The 18,128-nt window shown below is 70.1% G+C and carries 17 protein-coding genes; 12 read left to right on the top strand and 5 right to left on the bottom strand.

Annotated features, from left to right (window positions below):
* Positions 1 to 82: 82 nt before the first annotated feature.
* The 9 genes from ACNFOC_RS21570 (at position 83) to ACNFOC_RS21530 (ending at position 10,050) form a co-directional block, all read left to right on the top strand.
* The gene (locus tag ACNFOC_RS21570; RefSeq protein ID WP_416960726.1) at positions 83 to 946 is read left to right on the top strand and encodes a hypothetical protein; all 864 of its coding nucleotides are present in this window, start codon (positions 83 to 85) and stop codon (positions 944 to 946) included.
* A 172-nt stretch (positions 947 to 1,118) separates the two neighbouring features.
* A complete protein-coding gene (locus ACNFOC_RS21565; protein ID WP_416960725.1) occupies positions 1,119 to 1,838 on the top strand; it encodes a YcnI family copper-binding membrane protein in 720 nt (239 codons plus the stop codon).
* A gap of 93 nt (positions 1,839 to 1,931) precedes the next feature.
* Positions 1,932 to 2,579: an SCO family protein gene (locus tag ACNFOC_RS21560; protein ID WP_416960724.1), complete on the top strand. Its 648-nt coding sequence runs from the start codon at positions 1,932 to 1,934 to the stop codon at positions 2,577 to 2,579.
* Positions 2,576 to 3,025 carry a copper chaperone PCu(A)C gene (locus ACNFOC_RS21555; protein ID WP_416960723.1) on the top strand — a complete coding sequence of 150 codons (450 nt, stop codon included), beginning with the start codon at positions 2,576 to 2,578 and terminating at the stop codon, positions 3,023 to 3,025. The genes ACNFOC_RS21560 and ACNFOC_RS21555 overlap by 4 nt, the downstream gene beginning before the upstream one ends.
* Positions 3,026 to 3,040: 15 nt before the next feature.
* Complete coding sequence (locus ACNFOC_RS21550) at positions 3,041 to 5,083, top strand: copper resistance CopC/CopD family protein (RefSeq protein WP_416960722.1); 2,043 nt, start codon at positions 3,041 to 3,043, stop codon at positions 5,081 to 5,083.
* Positions 5,084 to 5,091: 8 nt separating this feature from the next.
* Positions 5,092 to 6,390: an iron uptake transporter deferrochelatase/peroxidase subunit gene (gene efeB, locus ACNFOC_RS21545; protein WP_416960721.1), complete on the top strand. Its 1,299-nt coding sequence runs from the start codon at positions 5,092 to 5,094 to the stop codon at positions 6,388 to 6,390.
* Between the two features lie 72 nt (positions 6,391 to 6,462).
* Positions 6,463 to 7,395, top strand: coding sequence for a prephenate dehydratase (gene pheA, locus ACNFOC_RS21540; RefSeq protein ID WP_406124555.1), 933 nt, complete (start codon positions 6,463 to 6,465; stop codon positions 7,393 to 7,395).
* Between the two features lie 562 nt (positions 7,396 to 7,957).
* The gene (gene serS, locus ACNFOC_RS21535) at positions 7,958 to 9,235 is read left to right on the top strand and encodes a serine--tRNA ligase (RefSeq protein WP_416960720.1); all 1,278 of its coding nucleotides are present in this window, start codon (positions 7,958 to 7,960) and stop codon (positions 9,233 to 9,235) included.
* A complete protein-coding gene (locus ACNFOC_RS21530) occupies positions 9,232 to 10,050 on the top strand; it encodes an HAD family hydrolase (protein ID WP_416960719.1) in 819 nt (272 codons plus the stop codon). Before serS ends, ACNFOC_RS21530 begins: the two co-directional genes overlap by 4 nt.
* A 448-nt stretch (positions 10,051 to 10,498) precedes the next feature.
* Here ACNFOC_RS21530 and ACNFOC_RS21525 read toward each other — a convergent pair whose 3' ends face one another.
* The 5 genes from ACNFOC_RS21525 to ACNFOC_RS21505 all read right to left on the bottom strand — a co-directional run bounded on the left by ACNFOC_RS21525 (position 10,499) and on the right by ACNFOC_RS21505 (position 14,379).
* Positions 10,499 to 10,738: an SGM_3592 family protein gene (locus ACNFOC_RS21525; RefSeq protein WP_416960718.1), complete on the bottom strand. Its 240-nt coding sequence runs from the start codon at positions 10,736 to 10,738 to the stop codon at positions 10,499 to 10,501.
* A gap of 111 nt (positions 10,739 to 10,849) precedes the next feature.
* Positions 10,850 to 11,569 carry an ABC transporter permease gene (locus ACNFOC_RS21520; protein WP_416960717.1) on the bottom strand — a complete coding sequence of 240 codons (720 nt, stop codon included), beginning with the start codon at positions 11,567 to 11,569 and terminating at the stop codon, positions 10,850 to 10,852.
* An 11-nt stretch (positions 11,570 to 11,580) separates the two neighbouring features.
* Complete coding sequence (locus ACNFOC_RS21515) at positions 11,581 to 12,492, bottom strand: ABC transporter ATP-binding protein (RefSeq protein WP_406124547.1); 912 nt, start codon at positions 12,490 to 12,492, stop codon at positions 11,581 to 11,583.
* Positions 12,489 to 13,397, bottom strand: coding sequence for an ABC transporter permease (locus ACNFOC_RS21510; protein ID WP_416960716.1), 909 nt, complete (start codon positions 13,395 to 13,397; stop codon positions 12,489 to 12,491). The genes ACNFOC_RS21515 and ACNFOC_RS21510 overlap by 4 nt, the downstream gene beginning before the upstream one ends.
* Positions 13,387 to 14,379, bottom strand: a complete 993-nt coding sequence (locus ACNFOC_RS21505) for an ABC transporter ATP-binding protein (RefSeq protein WP_416960736.1) — start codon at positions 14,377 to 14,379, stop codon at positions 13,387 to 13,389. The genes ACNFOC_RS21510 and ACNFOC_RS21505 overlap by 11 nt, the downstream gene beginning before the upstream one ends.
* A gap of 246 nt (positions 14,380 to 14,625) precedes the next feature.
* Here ACNFOC_RS21505 and ACNFOC_RS21500 point away from each other — a divergent pair, with 246 nt between their 5' ends.
* Genes ACNFOC_RS21500 through ACNFOC_RS21490 form a run of 3 tightly spaced genes read left to right on the top strand, consistent with a single transcriptional unit; the run spans position 14,626 to position 18,109 of the window.
* Entirely contained in the window at positions 14,626 to 15,468 is an 843-nt protein-coding gene (locus ACNFOC_RS21500; protein ID WP_416960715.1) for a M24 family metallopeptidase, read from the top strand.
* Positions 15,465 to 17,222 (top strand): SDR family oxidoreductase, encoded by a 1,758-nt coding sequence (locus tag ACNFOC_RS21495; protein WP_416960714.1) that lies wholly within the window; start codon positions 15,465 to 15,467, stop codon positions 17,220 to 17,222. Before ACNFOC_RS21500 ends, ACNFOC_RS21495 begins: the two co-directional genes overlap by 4 nt.
* Positions 17,219 to 18,109 (top strand): metal-dependent hydrolase, encoded by an 891-nt coding sequence (locus tag ACNFOC_RS21490; protein WP_416960713.1) that lies wholly within the window; start codon positions 17,219 to 17,221, stop codon positions 18,107 to 18,109. Before ACNFOC_RS21495 ends, ACNFOC_RS21490 begins: the two co-directional genes overlap by 4 nt.
* Positions 18,110 to 18,128: the final 19 nt, after the last annotated feature.

Raw genomic sequence — 18,128 nt, 5'->3', positions numbered from 1 at the left:
TGTGACCTACGACACACTACGTCCCCGATGTTGCGGACCTGCCGTATGGCGGCGATAAGGCCGGTGCGATGATGAGCCCGCCATGACTGCCCCCCACCCACGTACGGCGCGCTCCGGCGGTGAACTCCGGGTCCTGCGGGCCGCGGTGTTCGCCGCGGTCTGTGTCGTGCTGGCCGCGGCCGGTCATGCCATCGCCTCCTGCGCCACCGTTCCGCTGTGGACACTGGGGGCGGGCTTCCTTGTCACGTTCCTCGTCGTGGCCCCGCTCGCCGGGCGTGAGCGCTCGCTGCCGGGGATAGCGGCGCTGCTCGCGGTCGGACAGACCGTGCTGCACACCCTGTTCGGGCTCAGCCAGACGGCCGGTACGTCGACCACGGGCACCCTGTCCGCGTCCGACGCCACGCTCGTCGCGCGCGCCGCGCATCTCCTGTGCGGGACCACCGCCGCGGCGATCAGCCCGGCGCAGGCCCAGCAGATCCTCACCGACGCGCGGCTGTTGCCGACTTCGGGCTCGACGGGTTCGACAGGCTCCATGAGTGCCATGAATTCCATGAGTTCCATGGGGTCGATGCATCACCCGGCGGACGCCATGTCCACCTCGGCCGCTTCCTCGATGTCGCTGTTCCCGTCCCTGTCCATGCTGCTCGGTCACGTCCTCGCGGCGCTCGCCGCGGGCTGGCTGCTGCGGCGCGGGGACCTGGCGCTGCTGCGCCTGATGGAACTGTCGGCGCACGGAGTCGCGGAAGGGGCGCTCGTACGGTCGCTGCGCGGGGCCCTCGCCCTGGTGCGCGCCCTGCGGGCCGGGCTGCCGGGGGCGCCCGAGGCGGGCCCGCGCCCGCGCCGTACCGCCCTGTTCGCGCCGCCCGCGCCGCACACCACCGCGCTCCAGCACTCGGTGATCCGCCGCGGCCCGCCGGCCGCCGCCGCACACACCCTCGCCGCCTGACGCGACGCGACCACCGACCCGCACTCCCTTCTGTGCGTGAAGAGGCCGCCGTCGTGCGGCACACGCGCGTGCCCGTCTTCTTCAGCCGGGAAACCACTGATGCGCCCGGGACCTCACGCGCCCCTCTTCACCACCGGAACTCACTCGAACTCGAAGTGGAGTGCTCCTTTCCATGAAGACCTCTCGTATCGCCGCCGCCGCTGCCGTCGCCGGCTCGGCCGTGCTGGTCCTGTCCTCCCCCGCCTTCGCGCACGTCTCCGTGCAGCCCGAGGGCGCGGCCGTCAAGGGCGGCTACGCGGTCGTCGACTTCAAGGTCCCGAACGAGCGTGACGACGCGTCGACCACCAAGCTGGAGGTCACCTTCCCGACCGACCACCCGCTGGCGTCCGTGATGCCGGAGCCGATCAGCGGCTGGACCGTCAAGGTCACCAAGTCGAAGCTCGCCAAGCCGGCCGAGATGCACGGCGAGACGATCACCGAGGCCGTCACCAAGGTCACCTGGACCGCGACCGGCAAGGGCGTCGAGCCGGGCTACTTCCAGAAGTTCCCGGTCTCCGTCGGCATGCTGCCCACGGACGCCGACCAGCTCGTCTTCAAGGCGCTCCAGACGTACTCCGACAAGGAGGTCGTGCGCTGGATCGAGGTGCAGAAGGACGGCGAGGAGGAGCCCGACAACCCGGCTCCGACGCTTGCGCTGACCTCCGCCGCCGCCTCCGGCGCGACCGCCGAGGACGCCTCCGAGAAGACCGAGACCACCGCCACCGACTCCACCTCGTCGTCCGCCGACTCCTCCGACACCACCGCCCGCGTCCTCGGCGTCGTCGGCATCGCCGTCGGCGCGGCGGGCGTGGCGTACGGCGTGCTCGCCGGCCGCCGGCGTACGACCGTCTGAGGCCCGTCACTCATGGCGCGCACAGGGGTCCGTGCGACTCTTGCGTACGACCCCGGTGCGCGCCGGAGCTCTCACAACTGGGACATTTTTCCTATGCGCAAGAAGACGTTCGCCGCGGCCGCGCTGCTCGCCGCCGCCACCCTGACGCTCTCCGCCTGCGGCAGCGGCGACGGCAACAGCCCCGTCGCCGTGGTCTCCGAGGACACCGCGACGCAGGCCGCCACCGTGCTCGACACCCCGTTCGAGAAGCCGGACCTGGTCCTCACGGACACACACGGCAAGAAGTACGACTTCCGGGCCGAGTCCAAGGGCCGCCCGACGCTGATCTACTTCGGCTACACCCACTGCCCCGACATCTGCCCGCTGACGATGAACAACATCGCCGTCGCCAAGAAGTCCCTGCCCAAGGCCGAGCAGGACAAGCTGCTGGTCGTGTTCGTCACCACCGACCCGGCCCGCGACACCCCCTCCGAGCTCGGCAAGTGGCTCAAGGGCATCGACACCCAGTTCGTCGGCCTGACCGGCAAGTTCGCGACCATCCAGGCCGGCGCCCGCACCATGGGCATCTCCATCGAGCCGACCTCGAAGGACAAGAACGGCAAGCTCGTCTCCGTCCACGGCACCCAGGTCGTCGCGTTCTCCCCGAAGACCAACGGCGGTTACCTGCTCTACGGCCAGGACACCACCGTCGACGACTACACCAAGGACCTCCCCAAGATCATCAAGGGGGAGACCCCGTGAGGCACGCGGTCGCGTCGGGTGTCGTAGTGCTGGCGGGGGCGCTGGTCCTCACCGGCTGCGGCGGCTCGGACGACGCGAAGGCCCAGCTCTCCGTCAGCTCCGCCTACATCCCCCAGCCGGTCTCCGACATGGCGGCGGGCTTCCTGGACATCGCCAACAAGGGCGGCGCGAAGGACGAGTTGACCTCCGTCACCAGCGACCTCGGCCCGGTCTCCGTGCACGAGACGGTCGGCCAGGCGATGGAGGAGGTGACGTCCCTCGATGTGCCCGCACACGGTCAACTCGTGTTCAAGAGCGGGGGCAACCACCTGATGTTCGACAAGCTGAAGCACACCCTGAAGCAGGGCGACAGCGTGACCGTGAAGCTGCACTTTGCCAAGTCCGGCCCTCTCACGGTTGAGATGCCCGTGAAGTCGGCGACGTACAACCCCACGACCGGGCACTGAGGGAGGGACCCCACCTTGAAGACGACCATCACCCCCCGCGTCCGCAATCTGGTGCTGCTGCTCCTGGCCGTCACCGGCATGCTCTTCGCCGGGGCGGGTACCGCCTCCGCGCACGCCGCGCTGACCGGCAGCGACCCCAGTTCGGGGGTGGTGGTCGACAAGGCTCCGACGCAGATCTCGCTCACCTTCTCCGAGAAGGTGTCGACGAACGACGACTCGCTGCGTGTGCTCAACCCGAAGGGCAAACGCGTCGACGTCGGCAAACCGTCGAACATCAGCGGTACGACGTACGCCATCCAGGTCCGCAGCGGCCTGCCCGACGGCACGTACACGGTGGCCTGGCAGGTCGTGTCGGCCGACAGCCACCCCGTGGCCGGCGCCTTCACGTTCTCCGTCGGCGCCCCCTCCAAGACCACCGTCTCGGTCTCCGACCAGGACGTGGGCGGCGGGCTCGTCGGCGGGCTGTACGGCTTCGGGCGCTACATGTCGTACGCCGGTTTCATCGTCATGGTGGGCGGCGCCGCCTTTGTCCTGGCCTGCTGGCAGCGCGGCGCCGGAGTGCGCGCCCTCCAGCGGCTGGTCGTCTCCGGCTGGTTCTCGCTCACCGCGGCCACGCTCTGGCTGCTGCTCCTGCGCGGCTCGTACACGACCAGCGGGAAGTTCGGCGACATCTTCGACCTGAACCTCCTCGGTCAGGTCCTCCAGACCAAGACGGGCGCCGCGCTCGTCTCCCGGCTGCTGCTGCTCGCTGCGGCGGCCCTGTTCATCGCCGTGCTCTTCGGGGCGTACGACAAGCGGGAGGACGAGGAGAAGCGGGACCTCACCTTCGGGCTCGCGATCGGCGGCGGTGTGGTGGCCGCCGGGCTCGCCGCGAGCTGGGCCCTGGCCGAGCACGCCTCGACCGGGCTACAGCCCGGCATCGCGATGCCCGTCGACGTCGTCCACCTGCTGGCCGTCGCGATGTGGCTCGGCGGTCTCTCCGCCCTCCTCGTCGCGCTCTACCGGGCGCCCGCCGACAACCGGGTCGGGCGGACGGCCGTACAGAACTTCTCGCGCATCGCGTTCGGCAGCGTCCTCGCGCTCGTCGCGACCGGCATCTACCAGTCCTGGCGCCAGCTCGGCTCCTGGTCGGCGTTCACCGACACCGGCTACGGGCAGCTGCTGCTCGTGAAGATCGGCCTCGTGGCGCTACTCGTCGGCATCGCGTCGATCTCGCGGCGCTGGACCGGACGGCTGGCGGAGCCGGCCGAGGCGAGCGCGACAGCCGTGGAAGAGCGCGAGCCGGAGAAGGAGAAGGCGCACGCCAGCGCGTCCACGAAGACGGCCGACTCCAGCGCTACGGCGTCCGCCGCGGCCAGTGCCTCCAGCGCTACGACCGCAGCCGAGGCCGGTGTCGCCGACGCCACCGCGTCCGCCGAGGCCGACTCCGACGGGACCGCGTCCGCCATGGGCGCCGATCCCGAGTCGGCCGGCGACTCCAAGCGCGCCGCCCAACTCGCCCGCCAGCGGACCGCCGTGGACACCGCGCGGCAGAAGCGGCTGCGGGACGCCGACCCGGTCCTGTTCGGACTGCGCCGCTCGGTGCTCGCCGAGGCCGCCGTCGCCGTCGTCGTCCTCGCCGTCACCACGGCCCTGACGACCACCGAACCGGGCCGCACGGAGGAGGACGCCAAGGCGGCCAAGGCCTCCTCCTCGTCCTCCTCCTCGTCGTCCGCCGGCGCCCTGACCCTGGACATGTCCTTCGACACCGGAGGCACGGACGGCAAGGGCGTCATCCGGCTCGACCTCGACCCCGCGCGCGTGGGCGGCAACGAGATGCACGTCTATGTGCAGCGCCCCAACGGCCGGGCCTTCGACGTCCCCGAGGTGAAGGTCGCCTTCACCCTCGCCGCGAAGAAGATCGGCCCGCTCCCCGTGACGCCCGACCGCATCGCAACCGGGCACTGGGCCGCGAACGGAATCCAGATCCCCATGGCGGGCGACTGGAAGATCTCGGTGACCGTGCGGACCTCCGACATCGACCAGACGACCGTCGACAAGAACGCGCAGATCGGCTGAACCACGCCATGCCTGACCAGTCCATTCCCGAGGCCCGGACCGTAGAGGCACCTCCTGGGGAGGCCGTTTCCGAAAACACCTCCCCAGGGGAGGGCATTTCCCGCCGACGGCTCCTCGGTACGGCCGGTGCCACCGGGCTCGTGCTCGGTGCGGCGGGCGGCGCCGTGGGGTACGCGTCCGCGCCCGCCGAGGCCACACCGCTGACCTCGCTGGGCGAGGACATGGCAATGTTTCACGGGAAACATCAGCCCGGCATCACCGAGGGCCTCCAGGCACGCGGCCACCTCGTCGCCTTCGACCTGGCGGCGGGAGCGAGCCGCAAGGAGGCGGCGGCCCTGCTGCGCCGCTGGTCGACGACCGCCCAGCGGCTGATGGCGGGCGAGGCGGCGGCGCAGGACGACACGGATGTCGCCCTGGACGCGGGCCCCTCCTCGCTGACGATCACCTTCGGCTTCGGCAACTCCTTCTTCTCCCGTACGGGACTGGAGAAGCAGCGCCCTGCCTCCCTCGACCCGCTCCCCGACTTCTCCTCCGACCACCTCGACAAGGCGCGCAGCAACGGCGACCTGTGGGTGCAGATCGGCGCCAACGACGCGCTGGTCGCCTTCCATGCCCTGCGCACGATCCAGAAGGAGGCGGGCAGCGCGGCCCGGGTCCGCTGGCAGATGAACGGCTTCAACCGGACGCCGGGCGCGACGGCCCACAAGATGACGGCCCGCAATCTGATGGGCCAGCTCGACGGCACCCGCAACCCCAAGCCGACCGAGTCCACCTTCGACAAACGGATCTTCGTGCCGGCGTCCGGTTCGACCGACCCGGCGTGGATGGCGAACGGCTCCTACGCCGTCGTACGCCGTATCCGGATGCTTCTGGACGACTGGGAGAAGCTCTCGACCGGCGCCCAGGAGAACGTCGTCGGGCGCCGCAAGTCCAATGGGGCGGCGCTGTCCGGAGGCGGTGAGACGACCGCGATGGACCTGGAGAAGACCGACGCGAAGGGCGCCCTGGTCGTCCCCATCAACGCGCACGCCCGGATCGCCCGCCCCGACCAGAACGGCGGTGCGGCGATGCTGCGGCGCCCCTTCTCGTACCACGACGGCATCGCCGCCGACGGCACCCCGGACGCCGGGCTCCTCTTCGTGTGCTGGCAGGCGGACCCGTTGCGGGGCTTCGTCACCGTGCAGCGGAAACTCGACCGCGGTGACGCCCTGTCGACGTACATCCGTCATGAGGCGAGCGGCCTGTTCGCGGTGCCGGGCGGGGCGGCGGAGGGCGAGTACGTGGGGCAGCGGTTGCTGGAGGGGTGAGGCCGTCGCCCTCACGGGTGGCTGACCGAGGAAGCGTGCGCCCGGTTTCGCAAGGCCCATTAGGGTGAGGTCATGCCAGCCAGCTACGCGTATCTCGGCCCTGAGGGCACCTTCACCGAAGTCGCCCTGCGGACGCTTCCCGAGGCGGCCACCCGGGAGCTGATCCCGTACGTGTCGGTGCAGTCCGCGCTGGACGCGGTGCGCACCGGCGAGGCCGAGGCAGCGTTCGTGCCGATCGAGAACTCCGTCGAGGGCGGCATCACCACCACCCTGGACGAGCTGGTCGCGGGCGCGCCGCTGATGATCTACCGCGAGGTGCTGCTGTCGATCACCTTCGCGCTGCTGGTCAGGCCGGGCACGAAGATCTCCGACATCAAGACGGTCTCCGCGCATCCCGCCGCCCAGCCGCAGGTCCGCAACTGGATGAAGGCGAACCTCCCGGACGCCCTGTGGGAGTCGGCGGCCTCGAACGCGGACGCCGCCCGCCTGGTCCAGGAGGGCCGCTACGACGCCGCGTTCGCCGGTGAGTTCGCCGCCGCCCGGTACGGTCTGGAGGCCCTGGAGACCGAGATCCACGACGCGGAGAACGCGCAGACCCGGTTCGTGCTGGTGGGCAGGCCCGCCCGGCCGGCGGCTCCGACCGGCGCGGACAAGACGTCGGTCGTGATCTGGCAGCGCGACGACCACCCCGGCGGGCTGCGCGACCTGCTCGGCGAGTTCGCCACCCGGGGCATCAACCTCATGCTGCTCCAGTCCCGCCCGACCGGCGCCGGCATCGGCAACTACTGCTTCTGCATCGACGCCGAGGGACACATCTCCGACCGCCGGGTCGCCGAGGCGCTGACCGGGCTCAAGCGGATCTGTCTGCAGGTGCGCTACCTCGGTTCGTACCCGCGCGCCGACGTCGGCGTGGACGGGGTGCGGCCGCTGTTCCCGGGCACCTCGGACGAGGAGTTCCTGGCGGCGGCCGACTGGGTCGCGCACTGCCAGGACGGCCGTTTCTGACCGGCAGTACCTGCCTGGCGTCCCGGTACTACCTGCGTATCTTCGTTATCCACAGAAGTTATCCACAGGTCCGCTTCTCGACCTGGGGACAAGTCGACAACGAAGTGCGATCCGGTCGACAAATCTCCCTACAGGCCGTCGATGCGTCCACCGGCGCGTAGGTCACTCTTCGTCCACCTGTTTCCTTCGGGCAATCCTATGGAGCGACACATTTCCACCCCAAAGTGGTTGGGAGGTGCGTTTGGGACAGGAATTACCCGTCTCGCGAAACCCGCTGGAAATGATCACTTCCAATGTCCACAGATCTTTCGCACAGCCTGTGGATAACTCTTCCGGGATGTGGATTCCTGTGGACAACCGCGACCTCAAGTCCCGTTTCCCCCAAGGGATTCGGGTCAACAGACCGCCTCGCGCCTGCCCCGTTCCGGGGAGCGGGACGCCTTTTCATTGACACGCATCGACACGCCTGAACACTCTTCGCAATTACCCCATATCTGGATGTAAGCCGCAGTTCGGAATACCGAGTCGTGAGCCGGAACCCGTCACCGGTAGCCTGGTCCGCGTGATTGACCTTCGCCTGCTCCGTGAGGACCCCGACCGTGTGCGCGCCTCCCAGCGCGCCCGTGGAGAGGACGTCGCGCTCGTCGACGCTCTCCTGTCCGCCGACGAGCGGCGCAGGTCGTCCGGCGTCCGCTTCGACGAGCTGCGCACCGAGCAGAAGTCGCTCGGCAAGCTCATCCCCAAGGCATCCGCGGACGAGAAGGCCGAGCTGCTGAAGAAGGCCGGCCAGCTCGCCGCCGACGTCAAGGCGGCCGACGCCGAGCAGCACGAGGCGGACGAGGAGACCAAGCGCCTCGCGCTCCAGCTCGGCAACCTCGTGCACCCCGACGTGCCAGTGGGCGGCGAGGAGGACTTCGTCGTCCTGGAGACGCACGGCACGATCCGTGACTTCGCCGCCGAGGGCTTCGAGCCCAAGGACCACCTGGAGCTCGGCGAGGCGCTGGGCGCCATCGACGTCGAGCGCGGCGCCAAGGTCTCCGGCTCGCGCTTCTACTACCTCACCGGCGTCGGCGCCCTCCTGGAGCTGGCGCTCGTCAACGCGGCGATCGCGCAGGCCACGGAGGCCGGCTTCATCCCGATGCTGACCCCGGCGCTGGTCCGCCCGCGCGCCATGGAGGGCACCGGCTTCCTCGGCCAGGCCGCGGAGAACGTGTACCACCTGGAGAAGGACGACTACTACCTGGTCGGCACCTCCGAGGTCCCCCTCGCCGCGTACCACATGGACGAGATCCTCGACGCGGACAAGCTCCCGCTGCGCTACGCGGGCTTCTCCCCGTGCTTCCGCCGCGAGGCCGGCACGTACGGCAAGGACACGCGTGGCATCTTCCGCGTGCACCAGTTCGACAAGGTCGAGATGTTCTCGTACGTCCTCCCCGAGGACGCGGAGAACGAGCACCAGCGGCTCCTGGACTGGGAGAAGCAGTGGCTCACCGCTCTCGAACTGCCCTTCCAGGTCATCGACGTGGCCTCGGGCGACCTCGGTTCGTCGGCGTCCCGCAAGTTCGACTGCGAGGCGTGGATCCCGACCCAGGGCAAGTACCGCGAGCTGACCTCGGCCTCCAACTGCGACAGCTTCCAGGCCCGTCGGCTGTCGGTGCGCCTGCGCGACGGCAAGAAGGTGCAGCCGCTGGCCACGCTCAACGGCACGCTCTGCGCCGTACCGCGCACGATCGTGGCGATCCTGGAGAACCACCAGCTGCCCGACGGTTCCGTGCGCGTGCCCGAGGTGCTGCGCCCGTACCTGGGCGGCCGTGAGTTCCTGACGCCGGTCGCCAAGTGAGCACTGCGTCTCCCTCTGGGGGGTTCCCCTACCGGCTGATCGCGACCGATCTCGACGGAACGCTCCTGCGCTCCGACGAGTCGATCTCCTCGCGCACCCGTGACGCCCTCGCCGCGGCCACCGCGGCGGGCGCGGCACACATCGTGGTGACGGGCCGCTCGGCCCCCTGGACCCGGCACATCCTCGACGACCTCGGCTACGAGGGCCTCGCGGTCTGCGCCCAGGGCGCCCAGGTCTACGACGCCGGGGAGCACCGCCTGCTGACCTCGGTCACCCTGGACCGCCAAATGGCCGGTGTGGCCCTCGCCAAGATCGAGGCGGAGGTCGGCCCGCTGTTCCTCGCGGCGAGCCGGGACGGCCTGGACGGCGATGTGCTGGTCGGCCCCGGGTACACGGTCACGGGGAAGCTTCCCGCGACCCCGTTCACGGACGCGTCCGACCTGTGGACCGCGCCCCTGAACAAGATCTACATCCAGCACCCCACCCTCACGGACGACCAGCTCGCGGAGGCGGCCCGCGAGGCGGCGGGCGGCTTCGTCGGGGTCGCGATGGCCGGCGCGGGCATCGTCGAACTGCTGCCGCTCGGCCTGTCCAAGGCGACGGGCCTGTCCATCGCGGCACGCCGACTGGGCCTGAAGGCCGCCGACACGATCGCCTTCGGCGACATGCCCAACGACATCGCGATGTTCGCCTGGGCGTCCCACAGCGTGGCGATGGCCAACGCGCATGAGGAACTCAAGGCGGTGGCGGACGAGGTGACGTCTTCGAATGAGGAGGACGGCATCGCGGTGGTGCTGGAGCGGTTGCTCGCGTAGGTGATGCCGCTGGGGCGGCGTCCGTCCCACGGAGAGCGGCACCTCGTGGCACCGGTCCGCGCGACCGACCCGCCCCAGCGCAGAATGCCCCCGGTGGTGGGGGCGAAAGGGAGGGCGGCCCACGCGATAATGAGTCGCGTGCTCGAAGCGGCCGCCCCGGGCAGCTCCCCGTGGTGGGCGACTCGACGGAGGGTAACTACTCCGGAGACCGCCGCGGGCTGCCCTGAAGGGAGTTGGACGTCCTGTCGTGCATCGACATCGTCCAGCTCCTCTCCCAGTAAGTGGCGCCGGCTGATCCGGCGTCGACAGAACAACTGTGCCTGTACGCCGAGTTGGGCGCCACCGAATAAACAGGGCTCAGGCGGGCGCCCCTAAAAGGGGCGCGGGGGACTGCGCGACCAGCCCCCACCGGGCCCGCGGCAAACGAACTACGAACCCGGCAGAACCCTTACCGCCGCCGCCACTTACGCCGCCGCGCCTTGCTGAAGAACCACCCCGCGGGCGGCTCGTCCGAGCGCCAGGGCTGGGGCTCGGGGGACTGCGCGCGCCAGCGCGCCGCGAGCATCCGGGCCCGGGCGGACGGCTCGGCCGTCTCGGCGGACCGTATGAAGTCGTCGTCGAGGACCAACTTGTCCCAGCCGTCCCCGGACTCGGCCTGACCGCCGCCGTACGCTGCCTCTCCGGCCATCCCCGTTCCTCCCAGCCGTGCGTGCCGTCCGTCCCGTTTGCCCAGTGTGCCCGGACAGAGATGAAGCCCCCGTCAAGATCAGGACCTGTCATCTCCAGCAGGCCCTGCCTGTCATTCCTCGCCGGCGAGCTTGAGCGAGCGCAGCTTCTGTCCGGCGTACCAGGTGGCTCCGACGGTGACCGCGACGAGGAACACCGTCGCCGTGGTCAGTCCGACGTCCGAGGTGACCAGCTCACCGCCGGCGACCTTGTGGGCGACGGCCAGGGACCACTGCTGGACGCTGAGCGTGCGGGCGCCGGCGACCAGGGAGCCGAACAGGGCTTCCCAGACGAGGGCGTAGACGAGCCCGAAGACCACCGCGTGCCGCGAGACCGTGCCGAGCAGCAGGAAGAGTGCCGCGTAGGCGATGGAGGCGACCAGGGCGGCCACCGTGTAGGCGACGGCGATCTGCTGGCCGTTGCCGTTCAGGATGAACCCGGAGATCAGCATGGGGACCGCCGAGAACACCATGGTGACGGCGACCGCCACGATCAGCTTGGTGAAGATGATCGTGGGCCGCTTCAGCGGCTTGGACAGCAGATACACCACGGAGCCGTCGTCGATCTCCGGCCCGATCGCGCCGGTGCCCGCGATGACGCCGATGATCGGCACCATCGTGGCGAGGCCGAGCCCGCCCAGGACGTCGACCGCGGTCTGGTCGTCGGCGCCGGCGAGGCCGCGCACCACCACGGAGATCGCGATCAGCAGGAAGGGCAGGGCGCCCAGGATGAGGGCCCGGCGCCGGCCGAGCAGGGCCCGGTAGGTGAGTCGGGCGACTGTGGGGTCGTACATCTCTTGGCCTCCTACGCCGCGACGAGATACGAGAAGACGGACTCGAGGGACTCGTCCGACGGCGAGACCGTGAGCAGCCGGATGCCGTGGTCCTTGGCCACCCGGGGCAGCAGGACCGTGAACCGGCCGAAGTCGACGGCCTGGACGCGCAGCGCGCCCTCGGCCAGGTCGACCTCGATGCCGGACGTCGACGGGTCGGCGATCAGCGCGGCCGCGAGGGCGCGGTCGTCGCTGGAGCGGACCAGGTAGCGGTGCGGGCGGTCGGTCATGAGGCGGCGGATCTTGCGGAAGTCGCCGCTGGCCGCGTGCCGTCCGGCCACAACTACCTCGATGTGCCAGGCGAGTTGCTCGACCTCTTCGAGGATGTGGGACGAGAACAGCACCGTGCGGCCCTCGTCGCCCATCCGCCGCAGCAGGTCCATGAGCTGCATGCGCTGGCGCGGGTCCATGCCGTTGAACGGCTCGTCGAGCAGGAGCAGCGACGGGTCGTGCACCAGGGCGCTGGCCATCTTCACGCGCTGGCGCATGCCCTTGGAGTACGTCGAGATCTTGCGGTCCTGCGCGTACTCCATCTCGACCGTGGCCAGCGCCCTCTGGGCCGCCTTGGCGCCGAGACCGTGCAACTCGGCGTTGGCCACGACGAATTCGCGTCCCGTAAGGAAGTCGTACATCGCCTCGCGCTCGGGGACGATGCCGATGTGCTTGTAGATCTGTTCGTTGCGCCACACCTGCTGGCCGTCGAGGGTGACGGTGCCGGTGGAGGGGGCGAGGAAGCCGCCCATCATGTTGATGAGGGTGGACTTTCCGGCGCCGTTGGGGCCGAGCAGTCCGGTGACTCCGGGGCCGACGGTCATGGTGATGTCGTTGACGGCGACCACGTTGCCGAACCAGCGGGAGACGTGGTCGATGGAGAGCGTGGTCACAGGCCCACCTTCCGGTAGCGGCGGATCAGGAGGCCGTAGGTCGCGGCGATGAGGCCCAGGACGGCGAGGACGTAGACGACGCCTTCTCCGTGCGTGGGGCCGACGCCTCCGGGGAACACCGAACTCGCGCCCAGGAAGGCCGACTGGAGACCGTCGATGAGCGTGACGGGCGAGAAGAGGCCGATCCAGGGGATGGCGTCCGTGGCGCCCTGCGCGTCGGCGATCGCCTGGAGGGTGGAGACCGCGCCGTAGGAGATGGTCAGTACGGCGATGACGGCCGCGATGCCGAAGCCGCGGCGCGGGGTGACCGCGGCGATGACCAGGCCGATGCCGGCGAAGAGCAGCGAGAGGAGGGTCACCGAGACGAGTCCCTGGGCGAAGCCCTTGGTCTGGTCGGCGAAGTCGAGCTTCGCGAGCAACGCTCCTACGTAGAGCACGATCAGCGGGGCCGCGGTCAGGATGAACATGGCCGAGGCCAGCGCCGCGTACTTGGCCCTCACGTAGTCGGCGGTCTCGATCGGCCGCGAGAAGTACAGCGGTACGGTCTTGAAGCGCAGGTCGCGCGAGACGGACTGAGGTGCCTGCGAGGCTACGTAGAGGCTGATGACGGCCTGCATGATGATCGCGTAGCGCGTGTAGTCGACGGGCAGGTCCTTGGCCTTCGTGGCGACCGCGACGGCCACCATGATGGCCGCGGGCACGCACATGACCACGAACAGCAGCATCGGCAGCACCTTGGACTTCACCGAGCGGCCGAGGCCGTAGGAGCCGCGCAGGGACTGCGAGTAGAGGGAGCGGCGGGCGTAGGCGCGGCCCAGGCGGGGGCCGTTGTAGTTGCGGTAGCCGATGTTGTGGATGCGGGTCTGGTCGCCCGGCTGGGGGACCAGGGGCTGGTCAATTGCCATGGCCTACGGCCTCCTTCCGCTCTGCGTCGTTGTCAGTGCCCGTGCCGGTGTCGGTGTCGGTGTCGGTGAAGACCTCGGAGATGTGGTGCCTGCGCTGCTCCATGCGCACCAGGCCGAGGCCGAGGTCCGCGATCGTGTCCCGGACCACGTCGTACGTCTCCTCGCCCGTGGCCGTCAGGAGGAGGACGTGGCCCGCGCCCGGCAGGCCGCTGCTGTCGTGGGTGTCCACCCCGCGCGCGTGGAGCGCGTCGCGCACCGCGCGGGTGCCGTCCGGGTGCTCGTCCGTGTCGGTGACCTCGATCGCCAGGGTGGTCGTGGTCTGGGTGAAGTCCGTGGTGGAGCTGGAGCGCAGGAGCTTGCCGCCGTCGACCACGATCACGTGGTCGCAGGTGCGCTCCAGCTCGCCCAGCAGGTGCGAGGTCACCAGCACCGAGATGCCGAAGTCCGTGTAGATGCGGCGGATGAGGCCGAGCATCTCGTCGCGGCCGACCGGGTCGAGGCCGTTGGTCGGCTCGTCCAGGAAGACCAGCTGCGGGTCGTGGACGAGGGCCTGCGCGAGCTTGACGCGCTGCTTCATGCCCGTCGAGTAGCCGCCGATGGGGCGGTAGCGCTCCTCGTACAGACCGACATGGCGCAGGGTGTCCGCGGTGCGCTCGCGGGCCGCGGTGGGCGGCAGGCCGGACATGCGCGCCATGTGGACGACGAACTCGGTGGCCGAGACGTCGGGCGGCAGACAGTCGTGCTCCGGCATGTACCCGACGCGCTCGCGGATGTCGGCACCCTTGGTGGCGACATCGAGGCCGAGCACTTCGGCTCGGCCCTCGGAGGCGGGGGACAGACCCAGCAGGATCTTGATCAAGGTCGACTTGCCGGCTCCGTTGGCACCGACGAGCCCCGTCACACCGGGGCCGACGTCCACGGAGAGCCGGTCAAGCGCGGTCACCCGTGGGAACCGCTTGCTCAGGCTTTCGGTCGCGATCACAGTCACGTCTACGAAGGTAGTGACGTGGACCACTGCGGTCGTCACCCCGCAGAGCTGTCCTCACGTCAGACTCCAGACGTACGGGTCCGTAGGGGATGCCCCTACTTGAGAGCTACGCGGCCGGCCCTCGCGGTTATCCACAGGTAGAGATCACGCCTATTGACGCAGCCTCTAACAACTGTCACATTCACGAGTGTCAAGTTACGAGCACGTACCGCAGTCGATGTGGACAGGTGGGGCGGTGGCATGACTACGGCGGTGAAACGCGAACTCTCCGCGGAACTGCGGGGGTTCAGGGAGGTCCAGCGGCTGGCGTACGAGTGCGCCGAGGCCGTCTCGGCCCGGTTGGAACCCGGGGTGACCGAGCGCGAGGCGGCGCGGATGCAGCGGTCGTGGCTGCGTGCGCGGGGCGTGAAGGACTGGTTCCATCTGCCCTTCGCCTGGTTCGGCGACCGCACGGCGTTCACGAACTTCCGGGTGCCGCTCCAGTTCTTCCCCACGGGCCGGCGTCTTGAGCCAGGGATGCCGTTCATCCTGGACATGGCCCCCGTGTACAAGGGCTTCACGGCCGACATCGGCTATTCGGGCTCCCTGGGCGACAACCCGGTGCAGGACCGGCTGATGGCCGACCTGGAGGCGCATCGCGCACTGCTCCTGCGCGAGGTGCGCGAGCGGCGCCCGCTGCGCGAGATCTACGAGGACGTGGACCGCCTCATGGTCCGCCAGGGCTACGCCAACCGGCACCGCGCGTATCCCTTCGGCGTGATCGCGCACAAGGTCGACCGGGTGGCCGAACGCCCTTGGTCCCCGCGGCTGTTCGGGTTCGGCACCCAGTCCCTGAAGGGCCTCGCGAGCGACGCGCTGCACGGCCACCGCGACGGCTGGTCCCCGCTCTGGTCGCCGTACCGCTTCTCCGACCATCCCCCGCATCCGGGCCTGTGGGCGGTCGAACCGCATCTCGGATTCCGGGGCACGGGCGCCAAGTTCGAGGAGATCCTGGTCGTCACCGACTCCAAGGACCCCGAACAGAGCGCCTTCTGGCTGGACGACGATCTGCCGCACGTGCGGCGCTGGGCGGAGGACAAGTGACGCTTGAGGGTGCGCGCGAGCGCTGGGTGCGGACGGGCGGAGTCGAGCTGTGCGTGGCCGAGTTGGGGGACCCCTCGCGCCCCACGGTCGTCCTCGTGCACGGCTATCCCGACAGCAAGGAGGTGTGGTCCGAGGTCGCGACCCGGCTCGCGGACCGCTTCCACGTCGTGCTCTACGACGTCCGCGGCCACGGCAGGTCGACGGCCCCGGAGCCGCTGCGGGGCGGGTTCACCCTGGAGAAGCTCACGGACGACTTCCTGGCGGTCGCGGACGCGGTCAGCCCGGACCGGCCGGTGCACCTGGTGGGACACGACTGGGGTTCGGTGCAGTCCTGGGAGTTCGTCACCGTCGAGCGCACAGTGGGCCGTATCGCCTCCTTCACGTCGATGTCCGGGCCGTCCCTCGACCACTTCGGGCACTGGATCAACAAGCGCCTGACCCGGCCCACCCCGCGCCGCGTCGGCCAACTCCTCGGCCAGGGCGCCAAGTCCTGGTACGTGTACCTGCTGCACACGCCCGTGCTGCCCGAACTCGCCTGGCGCGGCCCCCTGGGCAAACGCTGGCCGAAGATCCTGGAGCGCGTCGAGAAGGTCCCGCGCGGCGACTACCCGACCTCGTCACTGCCCCAGGACGCGGCCCACGGCGCCTGGCTGTACCGGGACAACGTCCGGGCCCGGCTGCGCAGGCCACGCCCCGACGCGTACGCGCACGCGCCCGTGCAGCTCATCACGCCCCTGGGGGACGCGTTCCTGTCGGAGCGGCTCTACGACGAACTGGAGCTGTGGGCGCCGGGGTCGGTGCGCCACACCCTGCCGGCCAAGCACTGGATCCCGCGCACGCGGCCCGATCAACTGGCGTCCTGGATCACGGAGTTCGTGACCATGCATGAGGGCGAGCGCCCCCGGTCGACACCGGCTACCGGCAAATACGTCGAGCGGTTCGGCGGGCAGCTCGTGCTGGTCACGGGCGCGGGCAGCGGCATCGGGCGGGCCACGGCGTTCGCGTTCGCCGAGTCCGGCGCGCGCGTGGTGGCCGTCGACCGGGACGCGGAGAGCGCGGCCCGCACCGCCGAACTGGCCCGGCTCATCGGCGCCCCCGAGGCCTGGGCGGAGACGGTCGACGTCTCCGACGAGCAGGCCATGGAGAAGCTCGCCGCGAAGGTAGCCACCGAGTACGGCGTGGTGGACGTCCTGGTGAACAACGCCGGAATCGGACTCTCCGGTTCCTTCTTCGACACCACCCCGGAGGACTGGAAGAAGGTCCTGGACGTCAACCTGTGGGGCGTGATCCACGGGTGCCGGCTCTTCGGGAAACAGATGGCCGAGCGCGGGCAGGGCGGCCACATCGTCAACACCGCGTCGGCGGCGGCGTTCCAGCCGTCCAAGGCACTGCCCGCCTACAGCACCTCCAAGGCCGCCGTACTGATGCTCAGCGAATGCCTGCGCGCGGAACTCTCCGGGCAGGGGATCGGCGTCTCGGCGATATGCCCCGGCCTCGTCAACACCAACATCACCTCGACCGCGCACTTCGCCGGGGTCGACGCCGCCGAGGAGAAACGGCGCCAGAAGAAGTCGGCGCGGCTCTACGGGCTGCGGAACTACCCGCCGGAGAAGGTCGCCGACGCGATCCTGCGGGCGGTCGTCCGCAACGAGGCCGTCGTGCCTGTCACCCCGGAGGCGCGCGGCGCCCATCTGATGTCCCGGTTCGCCCCGCGCGCGTTGCGGGCCATGGCCCGCCTGGAGCCGCCGCTGTGACCTCCGAGAGCGAGCAGCACGCGATCGTCCCGCGCCGGGTCTCCTTCGACTGGTCGCGCACGCCCCCGCACTGGATCCCGGACGAGCCGACCGCAACCCACGTCATCAATGTGCTGCACCTGCTGCTGCTGCCGGCGGGGGAGCGGTGGTTCGTGAAGGTCTTCAAGGAGGGCCTGCCACTGGTCAGGGACCCCGAACTCCTCGCGGACGTCAAGGGGTTCATGGGCCAGGAGGCCACCCACAGCGTCCAGCACGCGCACGTGCTGGACCATCTCGCGGCCCAGCGGCTCGACACCGCGGACTTCACCCGGTACGTCGACTTCCTCTTCGAACGGCTGCTCGGCGAACGCCCGCCGCTCGGCGCGCCGGTGCCCGAGCGGGAGTGGCTGCGGTTCCGGCTGGCGGTCGTCGCGGCGATCGAACAGTTCACGGCGGTGCTGGGCGACTGGATCCTGGCCGCCGAGGCCCTCGACCGGGCCGGTGCCGACGAGATCATGCTCGATCTGCTGCGCTGGCACGGCGCGGAGGAGGTCGAACACCGCGCGGTCGCCTTCGACATGTTCCAGCACTGCGGAGGCCACGGGCTCCCCCGCTACGCCCGCCGGGTCGCCGGCATGGCGGTCACCGCACCCGTGATGCTCTCCCTGTGGGCCTGGGGCACGGCCTACTTGATACGCCACGACCCCCAACTCGCGGGCCGCGTCCGCTACTCGCTCACCGAGCACAACAGAGCCGTACGCAAAGGCCTGTTGCCCACCTGGCGCTCACTCGGCGCGGCCGTCCCCCGCTATCTGCGGCGCTCCTACCATCCGTCGCGGGAGGGATCGCTGAACCGGGCGCTGGAGTACCTGAGAAGGTCACCGGCGGCACGTGCGGGGGTTGCGTGAGGTCGGGTGCGGGTGCGGG

The organism is Streptomyces colwelliae (genome assembly GCF_048158785.1).
Taxonomy (GTDB): domain Bacteria; phylum Actinomycetota; class Actinomycetes; order Streptomycetales; family Streptomycetaceae; genus Streptomyces.
The sequence above is the reverse complement of the archived record's forward strand: the minus strand, read 5'-3'. Positions and strand labels throughout refer to the sequence as shown.

Bases quoted from the DNA above. Each gene is read 5' to 3' on its own strand.
- ACNFOC_RS21565 (WP_416960725.1), top strand. From the start codon at position 1,119: ATGAAGACCTCTCGTATCGCCGCCGCCGCTGCCGTCGCCGGCTCGGCC.
- efeB (WP_416960721.1), top strand. From the start codon at position 5,092: ATGCCTGACCAGTCCATTCCCGAGGCCCGGACCGTAGAGGCACCTCCT.
- ACNFOC_RS21570 (WP_416960726.1), top strand. From the start codon at position 83: ATGACTGCCCCCCACCCACGTACGGCGCGCTCCGGCGGTGAACTCCGG.
- ACNFOC_RS21500 (WP_416960715.1), top strand. From the start codon at position 14,626: ATGACTACGGCGGTGAAACGCGAACTCTCCGCGGAACTGCGGGGGTTC.
- ACNFOC_RS21525 (WP_416960718.1), bottom strand. From the start codon at position 10,738: ATGGCCGGAGAGGCAGCGTACGGCGGCGGTCAGGCCGAGTCCGGGGAC.
- pheA (WP_406124555.1), top strand. From the start codon at position 6,463: ATGCCAGCCAGCTACGCGTATCTCGGCCCTGAGGGCACCTTCACCGAA.
- ACNFOC_RS21520 (WP_416960717.1), bottom strand. From the start codon at position 11,569: ATGTACGACCCCACAGTCGCCCGACTCACCTACCGGGCCCTGCTCGGC.
- ACNFOC_RS21560 (WP_416960724.1), top strand. From the start codon at position 1,932: ATGCGCAAGAAGACGTTCGCCGCGGCCGCGCTGCTCGCCGCCGCCACC.
- ACNFOC_RS21510 (WP_416960716.1), bottom strand. From the start codon at position 13,397: ATGGCAATTGACCAGCCCCTGGTCCCCCAGCCGGGCGACCAGACCCGC.